Below are 15,634 nucleotides of genomic sequence, written 5' to 3'. Positions count from 1 at the left end.
TATACGCAATACACTTGTATATTAATATAAATATCAAACACTTAATAAAACCATAAAAATGTAAAAATGCCCAAAAAGCCGATTTTGAAACAAGTCGGCTTTTTTATGAGCAGTTTTGATAGTTCTTGCCAATAAATTTGACTAAAAATTACGCTTTTCAACTTGAGTGATACAATTTTGTGATACATTATTGTATATACAAATTTGAATGTTTTTTATGAAACAGTATTTCGAATGGGATGAGGCAAAGAATCGAAAGAATCAGAAAAAACACGATGTCTCTTTCGAAACGGCAAGCCTTGTTTTTGAAGATCCTCTAAGGATCTCAATCCAGGACAGACATACCGATGGCGAAGAACGTTGGCAGACCATTGGAAAAGTGAAAGGCGTACTAATGCTCTTAGTAGCTCATACCATCTTTGATGAAGATGACTGTGAAATCATAAGAATTATTAGTGCAAGACAGGTAACAAAAGCGGAGCGAGATAAATATGAGCATGGTTAGACACTCACGCAAAGAACTGAATGAAAAATTCAGCGACAAGCAAGATGCTGAAATTGAACGCTTGCTTGCTAAAGGAATGCTTCCTGACGATCAACTAGACCTATCAGATATTCCTGAAATTACCGACTGGAGTAATGCTGTACGCCACAATCAATTCTACCGTCCAGTGAAGCAACAAACATCTATTCGTCTAGATGCTGACGTACTTGCATGGTTCAAAGCACAAGGCAAAGGTTATCAGACACGCATGAATGAAATCTTGCGGGATGCCATGCTAAAAGAATTAAAAAATCATCAGTAAAAATGGGAGCTTAAGCTCCCATTTTTGACTTCGCATAATGTGAATTATGTTAATTTTAGGAAAACTAATCAATTTTTATCAAAAAATCATAAGCTTCATTAGTTGCTTTATACAAACTCAATTTTTTACCCACTAAAGCTGGATTCTGCACAATGCGTACTGCATTTCCCCAGTGTAAACCCGTTGTATAATTATTTTGATTTGATTCCCAAGATGGCTTATGACTTATTGCTAAATTAAAAATACCATGATCAATATTTTCAGTAATTATTCTGAAACTGGCATTAGCCATTTCTTTACCGTCGATTGGATACCATGTTAATTCCGTGAAAACCTGATCACGAAAATATGTTGTCTGATCAATTCTGTAATCAGCTTGAGTTAATCGTAAAACACCCGAAGCATGGCTATCCTCTAGTAATTGTAGATCCCCTACAGGAAGGTTACTCTTGCTCCATACTTCTACAATTGCCATGATATATTTTCTCCTTTTTTCAATTACATAGTTTAGTTATCAATCATTAATATAAACGGATCAGTTTGTACTGAAGATTTATATAGATACATATGTTTTCCCAAATATGCTGAGCTTGCAATAATTGATTTCGCTGCTCCCCATGAAATACTAGTCATGCTATTTTTTTGTTGATAACTTCTACTTTTGGTGTCTGTATTATGAGTAAGAGTTAAGCTGTATTGCCCCTGATAAGCTGTATAAATATAAATTTTAAAATTACCTTCAGCTTTTAATAGGTGTTGAGAATTTTTTTTCGGATACCAATTTAGATTACTGAATATTAAAGAATAAAACTCATGAAGTTGGTCTAAGTTACTTTCCCCCTTTTTCCACAGCATAGAACCAGTTTGATGAGTATTTTGTCCTTTAGGAATACAAAGATCTCGTTGTGTTAATTCTTTACTTTTCCATACCTGCTGATATTGAGGTGGAATAATAAAGCCTGCTGTACTTGCAGATGCCATTGCACCTGTCGTTACAGGTGTACTTGGAGAAGCTGTTGTACCTGTCGTTGCAGGTGTACTTGGAGAGGCCGTTGTACCTGTCGTTGCAGGTGTACTTGGAGAGGCCGTTGTACCTGTCGTTGCAGGTGTACTTGGAGAGGCCGTCTGTGACTTAATAACCGTTTTTAATGTGATTTTTGGAATCTTTGAAGAGCCCGAATTCTGCGTAACACTACTTCTAGCTTCAACAAAAGTTTTTTTAGTTTCATCCTCTAAAAAGCCATCTTTAAGTAAATCATCTAGCTGTGTCTTACTCTTTAGATGGATACAATCAGCTTTGATACTATTTAGATTAATGTCAATTGTGTCTATCAAATCCCAATTCGTAGAGTCTATATACAATAAAATATTAGCTTCAATATTCTTCTCGAATCCCCCAGAAGTTAGATTAGAACTTCCAAGACTCAATACTCCTTGCTTTGATGCGACATCATAAAAGCAGAAAACTTTCGGGTGGAAAATTTGTTGTGAAGTACCAGTATTAACCAAGTAAATATCTTGATGTACATTTTGATCTATAAGATATTCTAGAGCTTGCTTAGACGTTACTCCATTATTTATCCCTATAAAAAATAAAACTTTTTTATTATTCAAAATGTTATTGCAAAGAATATCTGCACCATTCTTTCGTGCAAAAGCAACACTCACCATTCCTTCTTGATAATTGATAGAAGCTTGAGCTAGTTCAGTAACAAAATCAGCGCCATCAAGACGCTGAAAAAAAATTTTTGGTGAAAGCATGGAAATCCATTAATTTCGCTGTCGTCTATCCTTTAGTTTAATCCAAATATTAACCAATAAATCAACATCTTCCTGCGATACACCTAACTTTGAAAAGATTCTTGTGCCTTGAAGCTTCATCAACTCAATAATTGTTAAGGATTTAAATTCTTGATCTAGATCATGTAGATCAACATCAATATCAACAATAGGTATACGAATATTTCGAATTTCAGAAGGTACTAATTCTAAGACCCCACCTCCATAAGAGCGTCCTTCAATTTCGCAATAGATAGCAGTTAAAGGGTTTAAGAATAGAAAAGCCAATTGTTTTTCATCAATATTATAAGCTGAAACTCTATAGGCCGTATCAGTGGTGTAAGCATCAAGTTCATTAAAAATAATACGAGGTACTTCATGAGCCCTTTTTAACATACTTAACTTTGTCGAAAACACGGAAGGGACTGTGTACCAAGGAGACCTGATTCTACATTTATAACGAGTATGTAATTCCTTACTTTCACCAAATTTAATATAGTCTTGGACCCTTGAAGGTAAATTTTCAAATGAATCCTTTATCCAAACGAAATTATTTGGTAATGAATCGTTTTTATTACCCTGATGCTGTTTTTGATCATAAAGAATACCGTCACAATGCTGACTTCTACCGAACATTGGATGCACAAAATCTTCTAGAGCATATGCTTTTACGACATCATCATTAACTAAAAAGAAATCGTTGGCACCAGTAACAATACCCACTTCTACTTTTGCTATTTCATTAAATTTCTTAACTTCTGAAAGATGAGAAATCCTATTTAACAACTCAAGCTCTTGAGGATTTAAACAAGCTTTAGTCCATTTGTTTGGTAATTCATTTGTAGGTGTATAAGAAAACTTTGTTCTGAATCTTTCAAATGGCTCATCTAAAAATTCTAAATTATCAACTTGAATCAGTTTGATACCTACACATTCATCTTGTTCAGACTCTTTCTTCTGCACGAATAAGATGACTGCACCTTGCAAAGTACCTTCAAACCAAATTTCCTTAGGATCAATTAACTCGATTGACTGGCATCGAGAAATTAAAAAATTTCTCAATGATTCAGCGTGCATAACATTAATAATTTCAGAAGGAATAACCATTCCTAATCGACCATTAGGCTTTAATAACTCTATACAAGACAATACAAATGGAACCCAAGCATTAGTATGCTTAGTAAATTTTTGACCTAAAATTTTAAATAATTGTTCAGTTTTATCTTGGAAATCTTTCTCTAAGAATTGGTATCTAATAAAAGGTGGATTTCCCACAATTGCATCATGTTTCTTATTATTTTCAATTATTTGAGCTAATGCGTAATCGAGAAAGTCATGATTAGAAATGTTTACATGTGATAACCCCATCGTTTGACAGACACTTTCTGCTTTTTGAGTTTCAATAGGATCAAGTTCAAAACCATTAACCACAAAAGTTTCAAGATCAACTAAGTCTTTTAAGGACTTAAAAAAAGATCCATCTCCACAGCTAGGTTCTAGAATATCTTTAGTATCTTCTGTAATGACCCACTGATTGATATACGCTGATATAGATTCAGGTGTGTAGTAGCCTCCACGTAACTTTTGATACGTTTGCTCACTTTTAAATTTCATAAATTATTTAACTCGGGTACATTCCTATAAAGACATTCTAATTTGAAACTAAATTAGTTTCAAATTATAACTGCTTTTTTTCAAGCTCTTTTAGAGCGAAGCGGATGATACCATTATGGCTTTGGCCATATCTTTCAGCTAAAGCTGTTAACAAGTCATATTCATGCTTATTCATTGGAATAGTTAATGTTTTATATTTTCTCGGTGCTTTTGGATTCAAATCCAAAACCGAATTAGACTTATCTTCCATCAAAGGACTCTCAATCATAATTAATTTAAGATCTACATATTATTTAGAACTAAATTAGTTGCAAGTATTAAGAATCTATTTAACATAAAATCTCTTATACGAAATTTGAATTGTAAGTCCCAGTTAGCCTCAATCCTGGCTTACTTTACGTTTTTTAATTTTAAAAGTTCCACGACTCGCTACTCGTTGAGCAAGTTCAGGATTACGTCCAGATAGGTGTTTAATCACAATTGTGTGACCATTGAGTTCCTTAAGCAGTACAGTATCGTTTTCAACATACATAACTGGTCCACTTTGAGCTGTGGCAATAAAGCGGTCTCGAAGTACATTTGCGGCTTTGGCAGCAATACCTGATTCATTGTCATCTTCATCAATTAGATCTACTGTTGACATAGTGCCGCACTCCCAGTTAGCTGATATATGAATCATATTACAAGTCGGGTAGACAGGATAAAGAACTAGAGACCTTTCTACATATAATGCTCTGATCGACACACACAATAGCTTCTTTCCACATTAAGGTAGGTATTATGTGTGATCTTAATTTTATGTTTAATTTCAATAATTTATAAATGTTAATGTTTGAGTTTTATTTTTACCATCTAAATACAATAATATTTAAAATCAAATACTTATATTTTATAAAAAATTTAAAGCTTAGCAACACACATCATAGCTACCTAATTTGACTTAATCAGGTAGCTATGATGTGTGTTGGTATTAACCATCTTATTTAATTTCAGTACTTTACTAACAATTTAATTATCTATAATTTTGATAATTTTTTATGAAGCCAGCTATCATCCGACACAAAATTTCTACCCATTTTTAATCCTGGATATTTAAAATTTGTAGAGAGTTCGTCATTCAAAAATTTAGATGCCTTGAGAGCCAAATGAATCATACAATTTTTCAGAAATTAGAAAAAATGAATGGGCACTGCAAGACTTGTGCTAAAGCTTATGCACTTTTGACTCTGTTGAGTCTGGTGACTTTTTTCATCTATTTTTTTAATCATTTCACGTTAGAAACTCTCTTTACAGACCCAAATGCCCTATTACCGGCGATCAAAATAGAGGCTTTTGTGCTTGGGATTATGCACATTGTTTATTCTTTCTTTTTTAAATATATCGATAAAAAACTGCAAATATATGGCTTAGATTCAAACAATCTGAATGAATACATCCAGCGGAATCAGGCATTTTTCCAAAAATATTAAGGTATGGCTTCTCCAGTGGAACTCATGTCTTGTAATACTTCAAAAACAAGTCTCTCAATGCCAGAACGTGCTTTATCTCTGGTCGAATCTAGCCAGGACAGCGAAGGAAGTTCAGCACAAAGTCCAACAAATTCTTCGTCCTCGGCGGACCATTTCACGCTAAATGAGTAACGGGCTTCAATCTTAAAATCGAAAAAAGCTTTCATATATTTTGCTGCGTGTTTGGCCTCACTCCTCAAATCGTCAATTTCTTGGCGGCTGAGATAATCATCATCAGGATATTTTGGCATAGTTCACCTTTAATCTTTAAGTTTTTGCTTATTCTATTTGTTCAAATACATCGTATCTGCATTACGACAAGCCAGTTCAAACTCTTTCATATTGCAATTTTTTTTGGCTGTGAATCTTACATAGTGAAGATTCTTGGGAAAATACATCTGGTTCAGTTTCTTCTGTGCTGGATCTCGAGCATTGAGGATTGATCTCATCCTGGCCTGCAAAGTGCCGATTTGATGACGTGTCCCATGAAAGTTTCCCTTAGAACTTAACCTGAAGGTGGCTTCTTTCAGACGGTCAGCCTTTTCAGTAGAAATTAAATCAAGTTTTTTATTCAACTCCCAGGTAGCTGATTGCATAAACTCCTCTGACAAATACCAGGTGAATCTGATCTTTTTTTGAGAATGCCGCTGAAAAAACTCCAGATGCTTTTTACGAACGCCACGTAATGCACCGGTCAGCGTTTTCAACCGCTCGTTATAACTGACTTCAGGATCAAACTGAATCCCAAATCTTCGCAACAGGAATTCACTCACTGATGCCTGATTCCAATGTGTATGTTCATTCTCTAAAAAAGCAAATCCGAAAATCCGCTGAATACTTTCAAAACGTTTTTCTTCAAAGGCATTAAAAGGCATAAACAGGCGGTAAACGTGCTTCCGGTTGCTATCAATGGTTTTCATCTGCTTCGCGTGCACATTAAAAATCACGCCAAAGCGTTCCGGATGATAATAGACCCGAGAAAACTGCGGTTTAAGATCCATAAAATCGATGTACTGTCCAAGTACATAAGGACCGAAGCGTAATAGTTTTTCTTTTTTAGTCGTCAAAATACTATTCAGTTTTTGCTTGCGTAGCATACTCGAATTCTGAGCCAGTATTTCTTGTAGCGTCAGCTTGCTTCTTCGTGCTTCACGATAACCGGTGCTGAATAACCAGAACTGGAACACCTCACTTTTTGCCGGATCATAATTGATCACAAGACTCCACACTGGCTCCCCGTAGTCTGATTTTTTCTTACGCGCTTGCTCACCGAGATCCAGACCATACTCTAAAATTAGTTTCGGAATCAGGTTTTGAAACTTCGAAAAAGGCACAACATCAGAAAACCAGAACTTTGCTTTTCCATTGGAAACGCACTGCATGATACTGAGAAGACAGTCCGTTTTTGTTGTTGTGTAGTAGATCATAAATCAACCAAAACCTGCGTTTTTTGCGGAAAGCATAAAAGTCTATCTTTTATTTTAGAGAATCACAAAACCATTTTTCACTAAAAATGGTTTTTTTTTGAGCGAAGATGGGTTTTCTGTAAATAAGAGTTCCTGTGGACCCGAGCAAACAGTTGTTTCTAGGTTTTTTGTGGCTTATTCTGTGCCTGCCAAATATGAATTTTTTGGGATCGATGTGATTCGTATCTGTCCCGAATTTTTCTAGACCCTTGTCATTGCGGTTTTATGTGTATACGTCAGCCAACGTATACTAAAACTCGCAAAGCTGCGTGCGTGAGAAATCTAGCTGGCGCGGCTATGACGGGCACTAGGTGGTGAAATTCCGCTTATTGACCCAATCCTGACTGCATATAAACGCAGGTCTGCTTTTAAGCTCACCAGTCGTAAATATGTAATCTATGTAATAGTTGGGCGACATAGAAACGGGAATCTAGGCGACTAGATCAAACCCTGTCTAATGGAGAGTGTGAGTAACTTCAAGGATTGATAGTTGCGTTAACAACACCTATTTCATGCTTCAATTTTTACGAAGGGCATGATGTATGGCGCACAGGTGGGCTGCTGAGAATATCGCGAGGTATTAGGGAGTTGAGGAGAAATCTGGAAACTTCGGTACTCAAGGATTAACTTGAATGACTTGTCGAGATGACATTTCAGGTTAGTTGGTGAGATCGCTGGATAGCTCAAGCCTGTAACGGTGACACGTAGAACGTTATGTCACTCAGAAATTAAGACTGCATTGATTAAGTTCATTGCGGTCTTTTTTATTTTTTAGTGATTTAAACATAGCGAAGATGTTGCTTTGCGTAGGTCAAGTGCTTTACCCACAATGAAGTCGAATAACGGTGAATAATACGGGTTTTTGGAACTCTTACCGTAGAACAACGGAATCGCTGTTATTTTGTGGAGTGGATAAGCGTACTGATCGTTTATTAATACTGGTTTACTTTTATTAATGAACAAAGACCATTATGACTAATATGGGAATCTCTCAAGTCGATCATTATACAAGGTGGCTCCTTGATATAGACTTTTGAAGCGAAAACCTGCCTTGAGTGGGGAATAAGTTTTGATTAATGAGAGAGGGAGAATTGTTGAGTAGATTCTGTATCGAACCTTGATACAGATCCAGTCACTTCGAGCGAATAAAAACGTAAGCGGTGATGAAGCGAAAGACAATGCGGGAAATATTTAAAACCACTGACAAGGGTTTTTAAAGTGAGGTGTGGCAGCCTCGGTATCTATGAAATGGTACGAACTTTTTTGGCGTGGAAGAACATCAAAATGATTATTTCAATTATTAACGTGGCTGTTAGTAGTTGTGATATTTGATGATTATTCAGTAAGAAGCATGAACGGTGGCTCCGTTGTTGGTTCACGCCAACCAAATATCTTAGTTATTAATCCAAACTTTAAAGTTGAATTAATCGCTACTAGCTATTTTTTTTAGCGGTGACGTTATGAAGCAGTCAAGTTGTTTTACTAGCGGAATAGTGTTTTAGCGGTGATGTATTCTTTCCTGAATTTTCATCTAGCGGTCCAAATGTGACTTAGCGGTGACGATTGAATTTGATGGTTGAATATTAGCGGACCTGTACTTAGCGGTGATGGAAAACATATTGCTTCGTAACTAGCGGAAAAGTGGTATTAGAAAGTCGTAGTTGTGGAACTAAAACACAACCGAAGTTTGTCTTAAACTTAGTGGTGATGACAGTCGGGCATAAGCTGTCTGAACGGTTTGAGATTCGCTTCCTTTGTTATGCAAAGAGAATGTCACAAGTTGATAACTGTGAAAACGTACCAATACGTTCTATTGGCGTTAGGCGGTAACGTGAAACTCCAACATAAGCCCTGTTCCAAGTTTATTGGACAGGGCTTTCCTATTTAACTCTCATTTTATCTAGAAACAACTTTAATAAGAACAAAGACCAACCTCAAAAAAATAATTAGTCGAGCTAAAAAACATATTTTTTGCGTTTAACCGTTATATTCAAAATCACTTAAAAGAGTGCGAACTAGTACAGCTAATATCTGATTTAGGCTTTTGTCTCATCAAAAAGGAGGAGAAAAAGCTAATATCTGATTTAGGCTTTTGTCTCACGTAATTTTCGATAATAAGTAGCTCGACTAATACCAAGGGCTTCCCAAGGATTACCTGCTGCTGTAGTTGTCTTGGGACGACCTCCTAACTTACCTTTTCGAGTCTGCCTATCAATGAACTCTTGATAGCAGTATGAATCTTTCTTCCAGCAATAACGGCTAATACTTTTTGCAATCCCTTTAACCTCATTATGAGACATCGGATCTGCTAGTCCACAATTTAAGTTTTGACAATGTTTTAAGACACATTCAAACCATGCGTTATAGGTACTCCCTCTGAACTTTCTGATTTCAACATAAGCCCAATGTCGTGCTGTATGAAATATATAACAATTGCGACCTAAGCCTGTCGCTTCATCTTTTGCAATTGGCTGATTTACTTCTTTCCAGCTTAGATCTAAGTTGAGTGCAAGTTCATTTAAGGAGTATGGTCTTGAACGCAACGTAGATACACGCCATTCGCTCGAGAACGGATTCTTAGTGATTAAGCCAGAGTATCCTACGTCAGCATCAAAAAGTTCCTCTAAGCGCTTAATAATCGCATTAGCGTAGATAATTGGTTTTGGCCGACTTGCATCAGTTTTATAGATAGGCGTTTCTAATTGAAATAGTAAATGAGCTTTACCATTCTCAGGATTTTCAACGAGAAGATTTGGCAGAGGAATTCCGACTTTAGAATATATAATTTCAGCCATCGCTGCTTCGTAATCTAAATCGAAAATTAAGTAATGTTGATAATATGGGCTATTGGCTTGTAGATATTTGAAATTAACAGCTATTTCTTTGGGACGTATTAAAAGTCCTTGTCCAAGGTCATTGGAGCAATATGGTTTTTTAGGTAAATTGTTTATAAAATTATCTAAAATAAAATTTAATTCATGCATAACCAGTATTTCATATCTGCGGTATATGCTTATTAAGAAAAATGGTTTATTATTTTACTTAATCTATAACATACACCCATGTTATCGGTTAAATATTCAAACCTCGATTGACTCCTTTCCGGCAAGTTAGAAAGTCATCGAGGTTTTTTAATGTCTGTGTAAATGTATAACAAAAATCATTTGTTTTCTATTGAAAAAATCATATAAAACAAAGTTCTTTCAATGTACTTACGTAAGTTATTAAAGTTACATAATAATCTTGAATTTTAATCTATTGATCTTATTGAAAAACTTCTTATAATAATATTTTAAATAAGTTACGTAAGTTACATAAGAATTATGATTATTTTAGTCGGTGGTGAAAAAGGCGGTTCGGGTAAAAGTTGTCTTGCACAAAATTTAGCTGTTTATCTTCAACAACAGAACAGAGATATATTACTTCTAGATGCAGATCCACAAGGAACGACAACAGACTGGATCAAAGAGCGGGATGAAAATTCTGATCTAAAAAATATTCCTTCTGTTCAAGCGGCTGGAAACATTCGTCAAATCTTGGATGATCTATCTAAGCGCTACCAAGACATTATTATTGATGCTGGTGGCCAAGATTCAGAGGCTCTACGTTCGGCAATGACAATCGCCACTCATATGCTTTTACCATTTCGCCCTAAACGTAGGGATTTAAAAACTTTAGTACACGTAGAGCAACTAATTAAGTTAGCAAAAGCTGTTAACCCTGAATTAGTCACTAAAGCAGTTATTACTCAATGCCCGACACTTCCTAGTCAAGCTCAACGTATTTTAGATGCTAAAGATGCTTGTGAATCTTTTGGGCTAATAGCCCTCAATCAATTCACGACAAATCGTAATGTATATGATGATGCAGATGAAAATGGATTATCAGTTTTTGAAGTGGATTCTGATCCTAAAGCAAAAGCTGAAATTGAGAGAATAGTTATAGAGTTTTTAGGAGAACTATGATGGCTCTAAAGGGTCTCAAAAAAGCTGATCAAGATACTAAACAGCAAGACATAGATAACTTCATAAGCGGTGCATCTAAGCGGGTTAAAACATTAGAAAAATCTCAACAAAAATATCTTCGATTGACATTTTCTTTAACAAAAGATGTCGATAAAGAAATTGATGATCTTCTCGTTGATTCTAAAGTAGCCCGTGCCAATAGATCTATTATTGTTAAAGCTGCAATTCATCATTTACAACAGCTTCCAAAGGATGAGCTAAAAAATCTTATCTTAAAAGAATTAAATTAGATAAAATTTATTAAACTTACGTAAGTTTAATAACTTAATAAATTTTTCTTGTATTTTGACATTTCCTACCACACATTATTTAAAATAATATTTTAATTACAAATACTTATAACCACAACATGTGATTTACCTTAAATATTAATAAATCTGTAAATTAAGCAGTAAAAACTCATATATACAGAAAAAAATAGGCAAATTTCCCTATTTTAAGTAAAAAATAGGTCATTGGATCAATAAATCCATCAAAAATATTACTTAACTTACGTAAGTTAAGTAATATTTTTGATGGATTTTGACATTTCTTCCCACGTGAGATTTTAAAATAATATATTACAAATACTTAAAATAGGCTTTGTTGCAAAAAAGAAATAAGCTCATGTTCCAAATGCTTGCTGCATTTGCAGAATTTGAACGCTCCATGATCCGTGAACGGCAAAAGGAAGGTATTGCTAAAGCCAAAGCGAAAGGCTTATATAAGGGCAGAAAGCGTAAAGTTGATTATGCAGAAATACAAAAAGCCATGCAGGAAGATGGCTCGACTTTTAGAAGTGTGGCAAAACAGTTTGGAGTAGGGATTGCTACAGTTCAAAGGGCAGTAGGGCAAAAGCCTTAATGATGACCAGTCATCAAGGATCGGAGAATATTTTATGCAGCTGTGAGTTCCGTAATTTTCTTTTTCAACACTGATACTTGTACGGCTGAAGATCGAAAGCTATTTCTGCATCTGCATTGAAGGCTGTTAATACCCCAGCTTTTGGAGCCGTTTTTTTAGACCCTATGATTAGCCACGATTATTTAACTAATATGAATAAAGTCGTGGAACATTGCTCACTTATTAAGCGTGGAACGTGAAAAATCATAAAAAAAGCCCACCTTGGGGAAGATGAGCTATTAACTAGAAACTACAGCATTGATTTCTAAAGATAATTATAACACATTTCGTATAAGGTGTATTATGTTAATTTTAGAAAAATTTAAGAATCTTTACGTAATGGTTTGTTCAATATTTTTGATTTCTTGTCTTTTAGATCAATCAGAAATAACCAATAACATAAGCCAGGAAATAGAGCCATAAAGCTAGCCCATGTTTCGGTATACATCTTCCACCAATCTTCAGCAATCTTTCCAGTATGCCCCCATCCTAAAAGAATAAAAAATGGAGTAGCAATAATTAGAGAGGTAATACAGATGGTTAATAAATTAAGACTGTTATAACGATTTAAAAGAATTGAGAATATGTAGCTGAAAGGCACAGTCAAATAGAAATATAAAGATATAAAAAAACAGTCGAAGTTTATACTTCGACTGTTTAAATTACATAGAAAGAAAGTTAAAGCAAATTAAACCAATTAATGCTGAAGCTGCAAGGACGTACATCACTTTGAGCTGGAAATGAAATAAGCCAACCAAAGCTACAAGTGCAATTAACGCAGCAACAATATCGAAAGAGCCGTTAAAACCTGTTGGCCAAAGTACATGATAAGCAAAAAATAGGGCAAGGTTAAGAATCACACCAACAACTGCGGCTGTAATAGCCGTTAACGGAGCTGTAAATTTGAGCGCATTATGTGTTGATTCGATAATTGGTGCACCAGCTAAAATAAAAACAAAGGAAAACAGGAAAGTAAACCAAGTGACTATGCTTGCTCCAATGGTGCCCGCCAAGAATAAATGATCTGAGCCTAAGATTGCTTGATTGAATGCTCCTAAAAAGCCAACAAATGCGACCACCATAATTAAAGGGCCGGGCGTGCTTTCACCTAGAGCTAAGCCATCTATCATTTGAGTCGGACTTAACCAACCGTAATAGCTTACAGCACCCTGATAAACATAAGGCAATACTGCATAGGCACCACCAAAGGTGAGCAGGGCCGCTTTCGTAAAGAACCAAGCCATTTGGGTGTAAGTATGATCCCACCCCAGCGTTAAGCTTAGGCTCAGGATTGGAATAAACCACAGTAGACCACCAATTAGCAGAATACTGCCCAATCGTTTCCAGCTAAAGATCGCATGTTCAGGTGTAGGAGTATCATCATCAATTAAAGCACGACCATAATCTTTTTTACTCTGCTGGTGTGCGTTTCCACCAGAAAATAGGCTTGGATATTTTTTACTGGTTAGATAACCAATGATTGCGGCAGAGAGCACAATTAAAGGAAAGGGTAAGTTGAAGAAAAATATAGCAATAAATGAAAGGGCTGCAATCAGCCATAAAAATTTATTTTTAAGTGATCGACTGCCGATTCGATGTGTTGCATGAAAAACAATGGCAACAACAGCAGGTTTAATACCGTAAAAGAGCCCTGCAATAATGGGTACATCACTAAATTTTACATAAACCCATGAAAGACCAATTAAAATAAATAGTGAGGGTAGTACAAAAAGAATCCCTGCAACTAAACCACCGACGGTTCTATGCATTAACCAACCGATATAAGTTGCTAATTGTTGTGCTTCAGGACCCGGTAAGAGCATACAATAGTTCAGTGCATGCAAAAATCGCTTCTCTGAAATCCACCGCTTTTCTTCAACCAGTTCTTGGTGCATGACCGCAATTTGACCTGCGGGCCCCCCAAAACTAATGAACCCCAATTTAAGCCAGAATAGGAATGCTTGCCAAAATGAAACTGACTGTATCTCTTGTTCTGGTTGTATAACAAGTTCTTGTTCCATGATTATTCTCTTGATAGGTTGGCATATAAGCCATCGAAAATGTGATTCGATAATGCAAATAATTGGTCATCGTCACTTATCTGACTTCGAATTCCTTGAATAACTTTTTCAATACCGATCGCTTCTGGAGGCTCAATTCCTCCTACATCAAGGTAATGAACAATTTCAGCGATTTTCTTTAATGCGGGTGTTTCTAGATCAAAACTATGTAAAAGAACTTCGAAGGTCACCCAATGATTGACATGACTGAAAGTTGCACCATCAAAATCGAATCCAAATGCATCTTTGGGGCAGTCACTTGGCGTTTCTAACCAAATGAATGTTGGTGAGGTATCTATAAAAGTCTTGATTAGCCATGCAGAAGCTAGACGATCAATCCAAGGCCTTTGTCGTGTTGCCCAAATTCTGTTTTGATAATTACCTTTATCCAGATGTTGAATATGAGCTTGTATAGCTTTAGGTTCATTGACTTCACCTAGACGTGCAATAGTGAGTTCCAATAAGGAAAGTTCATTAAGAACCTGTACTTGAGTCTCATCTGGATAATAGTCAATGTCTACAAGTGCATCGATGCTTTTTCTTAATTTACGAATCTGTTTGAGTAGTTCTTTCTTATCATCTTTAGTTTGACGATCTCTTATTTCCGTGAGTTGTTTATAGAGGGTTTCGTACTCTTCTTTTCGACTGAAAATAGGTGCGAGTTCAAGATTTAAAGGTGGCTCTGCGTAAAACATATAAGCAGTTCCTTGTTCAGAAACAACATCATTAGCAATAGAGGTAAACTTCTCACTATGATTAATAGGGAGTATGTAGACCCCATCTCTAAGGGTCGCGGCACCACTTGCTTTCAAAGATCGCCAGACTCTCATCCGAGTGCTTGTGTTCTGTGTAGGCAGAGATGTTATGAGCAAAGAAATAGACATGTAGTATACTCAACATATTTGTAGAATATATTACTAATAAATTTTTAAACTTCAAAGACGAATAAATGATTTCCTATAGTAGGAAAAATATTAAGAAAATATTTATCCAGAACATATTTAAATTGAGGGTGTTATGGAAAAGGGAGCAATAATTTCAGATTGCAGTAAATATCGTTATTCTCTATGGCGTATCTGGGATAAAGAGAAACCAATGTTTTCTTTTATTGGTTTGAATCCCTCAACTGCAGATCATATTCAAGATGATCCCACTATCACTCGTTGTATCAACCTTGCCAAAAGTTGGGGTGGCGGTGGTATTTATATGGCTAATCTCTTTGCATATAGAGCAACTGATCCACAAGAAATGATGTCTCAAGAAGATCCCATTGGCTCAGATAATGATTTTTACTTAAGCGAAATAGCTTCCAAATCCCAAAGAATTATTGCTTGTTGGGGTAATAATGGGGGGTATCAACAAAGGTCCTCTACTGTAAAAGAACTATTAAAGGGTAAACTTTATTATCTAGAATTGAATAAAACAGGTGAACCAAAACATCCTCTTTACATCCATTCTGAAACTCAAATTAAGCCCTATTTAACATAATGGCGC

Annotated in this window: 17 protein-coding genes and 1 pseudogene; 7 read left to right on the top strand and 11 right to left on the bottom strand. The window is 35.7% G+C overall.

Translation table 11 applies throughout. The features are described from left to right. Window positions 1–217: 217 nt before the first annotated feature. Both AC0T5Z_RS13750 and AC0T5Z_RS13745 read left to right on the top strand, forming a co-directional pair. On the top strand, window positions 218–505 hold the full coding sequence (locus AC0T5Z_RS13750; RefSeq protein WP_130114512.1) for a BrnT family toxin: 288 nt from the start codon (window positions 218–220) through the stop codon (window positions 503–505). Beyond that, the gene (locus AC0T5Z_RS13745) at window positions 492–806 is read left to right on the top strand and encodes a BrnA antitoxin family protein (RefSeq protein ID WP_032032443.1); all 315 of its coding nucleotides are present in this window, start codon (window positions 492–494) and stop codon (window positions 804–806) included. Before AC0T5Z_RS13750 ends, AC0T5Z_RS13745 begins: the two co-directional genes overlap by 14 nt. Window positions 807–870: 64 nt before the next feature. Here the strand turns inward: AC0T5Z_RS13745 and AC0T5Z_RS13740 are convergent, their stop codons facing one another. The 5 genes from AC0T5Z_RS13740 to AC0T5Z_RS13720 form a co-directional block, all read right to left on the bottom strand. Continuing rightward, entirely contained in the window at window positions 871–1,281 is a 411-nt protein-coding gene (locus AC0T5Z_RS13740) for a hypothetical protein (protein WP_272284600.1), read from the bottom strand. Window positions 1,282–1,313: 32 nt separating this feature from the next. Beyond that, entirely contained in the window at window positions 1,314–2,567 is a 1,254-nt protein-coding gene (locus AC0T5Z_RS13735) for a phospholipase D family protein (protein ID WP_435337673.1), read from the bottom strand. A gap of 9 nt (window positions 2,568–2,576) precedes the next feature. After that, the gene (locus tag AC0T5Z_RS13730; protein WP_407481128.1) at window positions 2,577–4,199 is read right to left on the bottom strand and encodes an N-6 DNA methylase; all 1,623 of its coding nucleotides are present in this window, start codon (window positions 4,197–4,199) and stop codon (window positions 2,577–2,579) included. 64 nt (window positions 4,200–4,263) lie between these two features. Continuing rightward, window positions 4,264–4,449, bottom strand: coding sequence for a copy number control protein (locus tag AC0T5Z_RS13725; protein WP_407481126.1), 186 nt, complete (start codon window positions 4,447–4,449; stop codon window positions 4,264–4,266). A gap of 129 nt (window positions 4,450–4,578) precedes the next feature. After that, entirely contained in the window at window positions 4,579–4,842 is a 264-nt protein-coding gene (locus AC0T5Z_RS13720; RefSeq protein ID WP_435337676.1) for a hypothetical protein, read from the bottom strand. A 502-nt stretch (window positions 4,843–5,344) separates the two neighbouring features. Between AC0T5Z_RS13720 and AC0T5Z_RS13715 the strand changes: the two genes are divergently transcribed. Beyond that, window positions 5,345–5,668: a hypothetical protein gene (locus AC0T5Z_RS13715; protein WP_004676205.1), complete on the top strand. Its 324-nt coding sequence runs from the start codon at window positions 5,345–5,347 to the stop codon at window positions 5,666–5,668. Here the strand turns inward: AC0T5Z_RS13715 and AC0T5Z_RS13710 are convergent. The 3 genes from AC0T5Z_RS13710 to AC0T5Z_RS13700 form a co-directional block, all read right to left on the bottom strand. Further along, on the bottom strand, window positions 5,665–5,958 hold the full coding sequence (locus AC0T5Z_RS13710) for an antitoxin HicB (RefSeq protein WP_435337677.1): 294 nt from the start codon (window positions 5,956–5,958) through the stop codon (window positions 5,665–5,667). The genes AC0T5Z_RS13715 and AC0T5Z_RS13710 overlap by 4 nt on opposite strands. 33 nt (window positions 5,959–5,991) lie before the next feature. Continuing rightward, entirely contained in the window at window positions 5,992–7,089 is a 1,098-nt protein-coding gene (locus tag AC0T5Z_RS13705) for a hypothetical protein (RefSeq protein WP_435337687.1), read from the bottom strand. A gap of 2,168 nt (window positions 7,090–9,257) precedes the next feature. Next, the gene (locus AC0T5Z_RS13700) at window positions 9,258–10,157 is read right to left on the bottom strand and encodes a replication initiation protein (protein ID WP_435337679.1); all 900 of its coding nucleotides are present in this window, start codon (window positions 10,155–10,157) and stop codon (window positions 9,258–9,260) included. Window positions 10,158–10,496: 339 nt separating this feature from the next. On the opposite strand from AC0T5Z_RS13700, the gene AC0T5Z_RS13695 reads away from it, so the two are divergent. The 3 genes from AC0T5Z_RS13695 to AC0T5Z_RS13685 all read left to right on the top strand — a co-directional run bounded on the left by AC0T5Z_RS13695 (window position 10,497) and on the right by AC0T5Z_RS13685 (window position 12,041). Then, window positions 10,497–11,138 carry an AAA family ATPase gene (locus tag AC0T5Z_RS13695; RefSeq protein WP_435337680.1) on the top strand — a complete coding sequence of 214 codons (642 nt, stop codon included), beginning with the start codon at window positions 10,497–10,499 and terminating at the stop codon, window positions 11,136–11,138. Continuing rightward, entirely contained in the window at window positions 11,138–11,428 is a 291-nt protein-coding gene (locus AC0T5Z_RS13690) for a hypothetical protein (RefSeq protein ID WP_004763414.1), read from the top strand. Before AC0T5Z_RS13695 ends, AC0T5Z_RS13690 begins: the two co-directional genes overlap by 1 nt. Before the next feature lie 352 nt (window positions 11,429–11,780). Then, window positions 11,781–12,041: a recombinase family protein gene (locus AC0T5Z_RS13685; RefSeq protein WP_473786291.1), complete on the top strand. Its 261-nt coding sequence runs from the start codon at window positions 11,781–11,783 to the stop codon at window positions 12,039–12,041. A gap of 361 nt (window positions 12,042–12,402) precedes the next feature. On the opposite strand, the pseudogene AC0T5Z_RS13680 reads toward AC0T5Z_RS13685, so the two are convergent. From AC0T5Z_RS13680 to AC0T5Z_RS13670, 3 genes and pseudogenes are all read right to left on the bottom strand, one after another. Then, window positions 12,403–12,696 (bottom strand): annotated as a pseudogene (locus tag AC0T5Z_RS13680) (hypothetical protein); the annotation flags it as partial. A gap of 46 nt (window positions 12,697–12,742) precedes the next feature. Continuing rightward, window positions 12,743–14,101: a chromate efflux transporter gene (chrA, locus tag AC0T5Z_RS13675; protein ID WP_435337684.1), complete on the bottom strand. Its 1,359-nt coding sequence runs from the start codon at window positions 14,099–14,101 to the stop codon at window positions 12,743–12,745. A gap of 2 nt (window positions 14,102–14,103) precedes the next feature. Then, entirely contained in the window at window positions 14,104–15,024 is a 921-nt protein-coding gene (locus AC0T5Z_RS13670) for a chromate resistance protein ChrB domain-containing protein (RefSeq protein ID WP_026438269.1), read from the bottom strand. Between the two features lie 133 nt (window positions 15,025–15,157). Between AC0T5Z_RS13670 and AC0T5Z_RS13665 the strand changes: the two genes are divergently transcribed. Further along, window positions 15,158–15,628, top strand: a complete 471-nt coding sequence (locus tag AC0T5Z_RS13665; RefSeq protein WP_039048355.1) for a DUF1643 domain-containing protein — start codon at window positions 15,158–15,160, stop codon at window positions 15,626–15,628. The last annotated feature ends 6 nt before the right edge of the window (window positions 15,629–15,634 follow it).

Source organism: Acinetobacter pengchengensis (genome assembly GCF_982235305.1).
The sequence above is the reverse complement of the archived record's forward strand: the minus strand, read 5'-3'. Positions and strand labels throughout refer to the sequence as shown.

What these genes read in the sequence shown, in the direction of transcription:
- AC0T5Z_RS13725 (WP_407481126.1), bottom strand. Translation starts at nt 4,449, where the DNA reads ATGGAAGATAAGTCTAATTCGGTTTTGGATTTGAATCCAAAAGCACCG.
- AC0T5Z_RS13710 (WP_435337677.1), bottom strand. Translation starts at nt 5,958, where the DNA reads ATGCCAAAATATCCTGATGATGATTATCTCAGCCGCCAAGAAATTGAC.
- AC0T5Z_RS13670 (WP_026438269.1), bottom strand. Translation starts at nt 15,024, where the DNA reads ATGTCTATTTCTTTGCTCATAACATCTCTGCCTACACAGAACACAAGC.
- AC0T5Z_RS13745 (WP_032032443.1), top strand. Translation starts at nt 492, where the DNA reads ATGAGCATGGTTAGACACTCACGCAAAGAACTGAATGAAAAATTCAGC.
- AC0T5Z_RS13730 (WP_407481128.1), bottom strand. Translation starts at nt 4,199, where the DNA reads ATGAAATTTAAAAGTGAGCAAACGTATCAAAAGTTACGTGGAGGCTAC.
- AC0T5Z_RS13750 (WP_130114512.1), top strand. Translation starts at nt 218, where the DNA reads ATGAAACAGTATTTCGAATGGGATGAGGCAAAGAATCGAAAGAATCAG.
- AC0T5Z_RS13690 (WP_004763414.1), top strand. Translation starts at nt 11,138, where the DNA reads ATGGCTCTAAAGGGTCTCAAAAAAGCTGATCAAGATACTAAACAGCAA.
- AC0T5Z_RS13735 (WP_435337673.1), bottom strand. Translation starts at nt 2,567, where the DNA reads ATGCTTTCACCAAAAATTTTTTTTCAGCGTCTTGATGGCGCTGATTTT.
- AC0T5Z_RS13720 (WP_435337676.1), bottom strand. Translation starts at nt 4,842, where the DNA reads ATGTCAACAGTAGATCTAATTGATGAAGATGACAATGAATCAGGTATT.
- chrA (WP_435337684.1), bottom strand. Translation starts at nt 14,101, where the DNA reads ATGGAACAAGAACTTGTTATACAACCAGAACAAGAGATACAGTCAGTT.
- AC0T5Z_RS13695 (WP_435337680.1), top strand. Translation starts at nt 10,497, where the DNA reads ATGATTATTTTAGTCGGTGGTGAAAAAGGCGGTTCGGGTAAAAGTTGT.
- AC0T5Z_RS13665 (WP_039048355.1), top strand. Translation starts at nt 15,158, where the DNA reads ATGGAAAAGGGAGCAATAATTTCAGATTGCAGTAAATATCGTTATTCT.
- AC0T5Z_RS13705 (WP_435337687.1), bottom strand. Translation starts at nt 7,089, where the DNA reads ATGCAGTGCGTTTCCAATGGAAAAGCAAAGTTCTGGTTTTCTGATGTT.
- AC0T5Z_RS13715 (WP_004676205.1), top strand. Translation starts at nt 5,345, where the DNA reads ATGAATCATACAATTTTTCAGAAATTAGAAAAAATGAATGGGCACTGC.
- AC0T5Z_RS13700 (WP_435337679.1), bottom strand. Translation starts at nt 10,157, where the DNA reads ATGCATGAATTAAATTTTATTTTAGATAATTTTATAAACAATTTACCT.
- AC0T5Z_RS13740 (WP_272284600.1), bottom strand. Translation starts at nt 1,281, where the DNA reads ATGGCAATTGTAGAAGTATGGAGCAAGAGTAACCTTCCTGTAGGGGAT.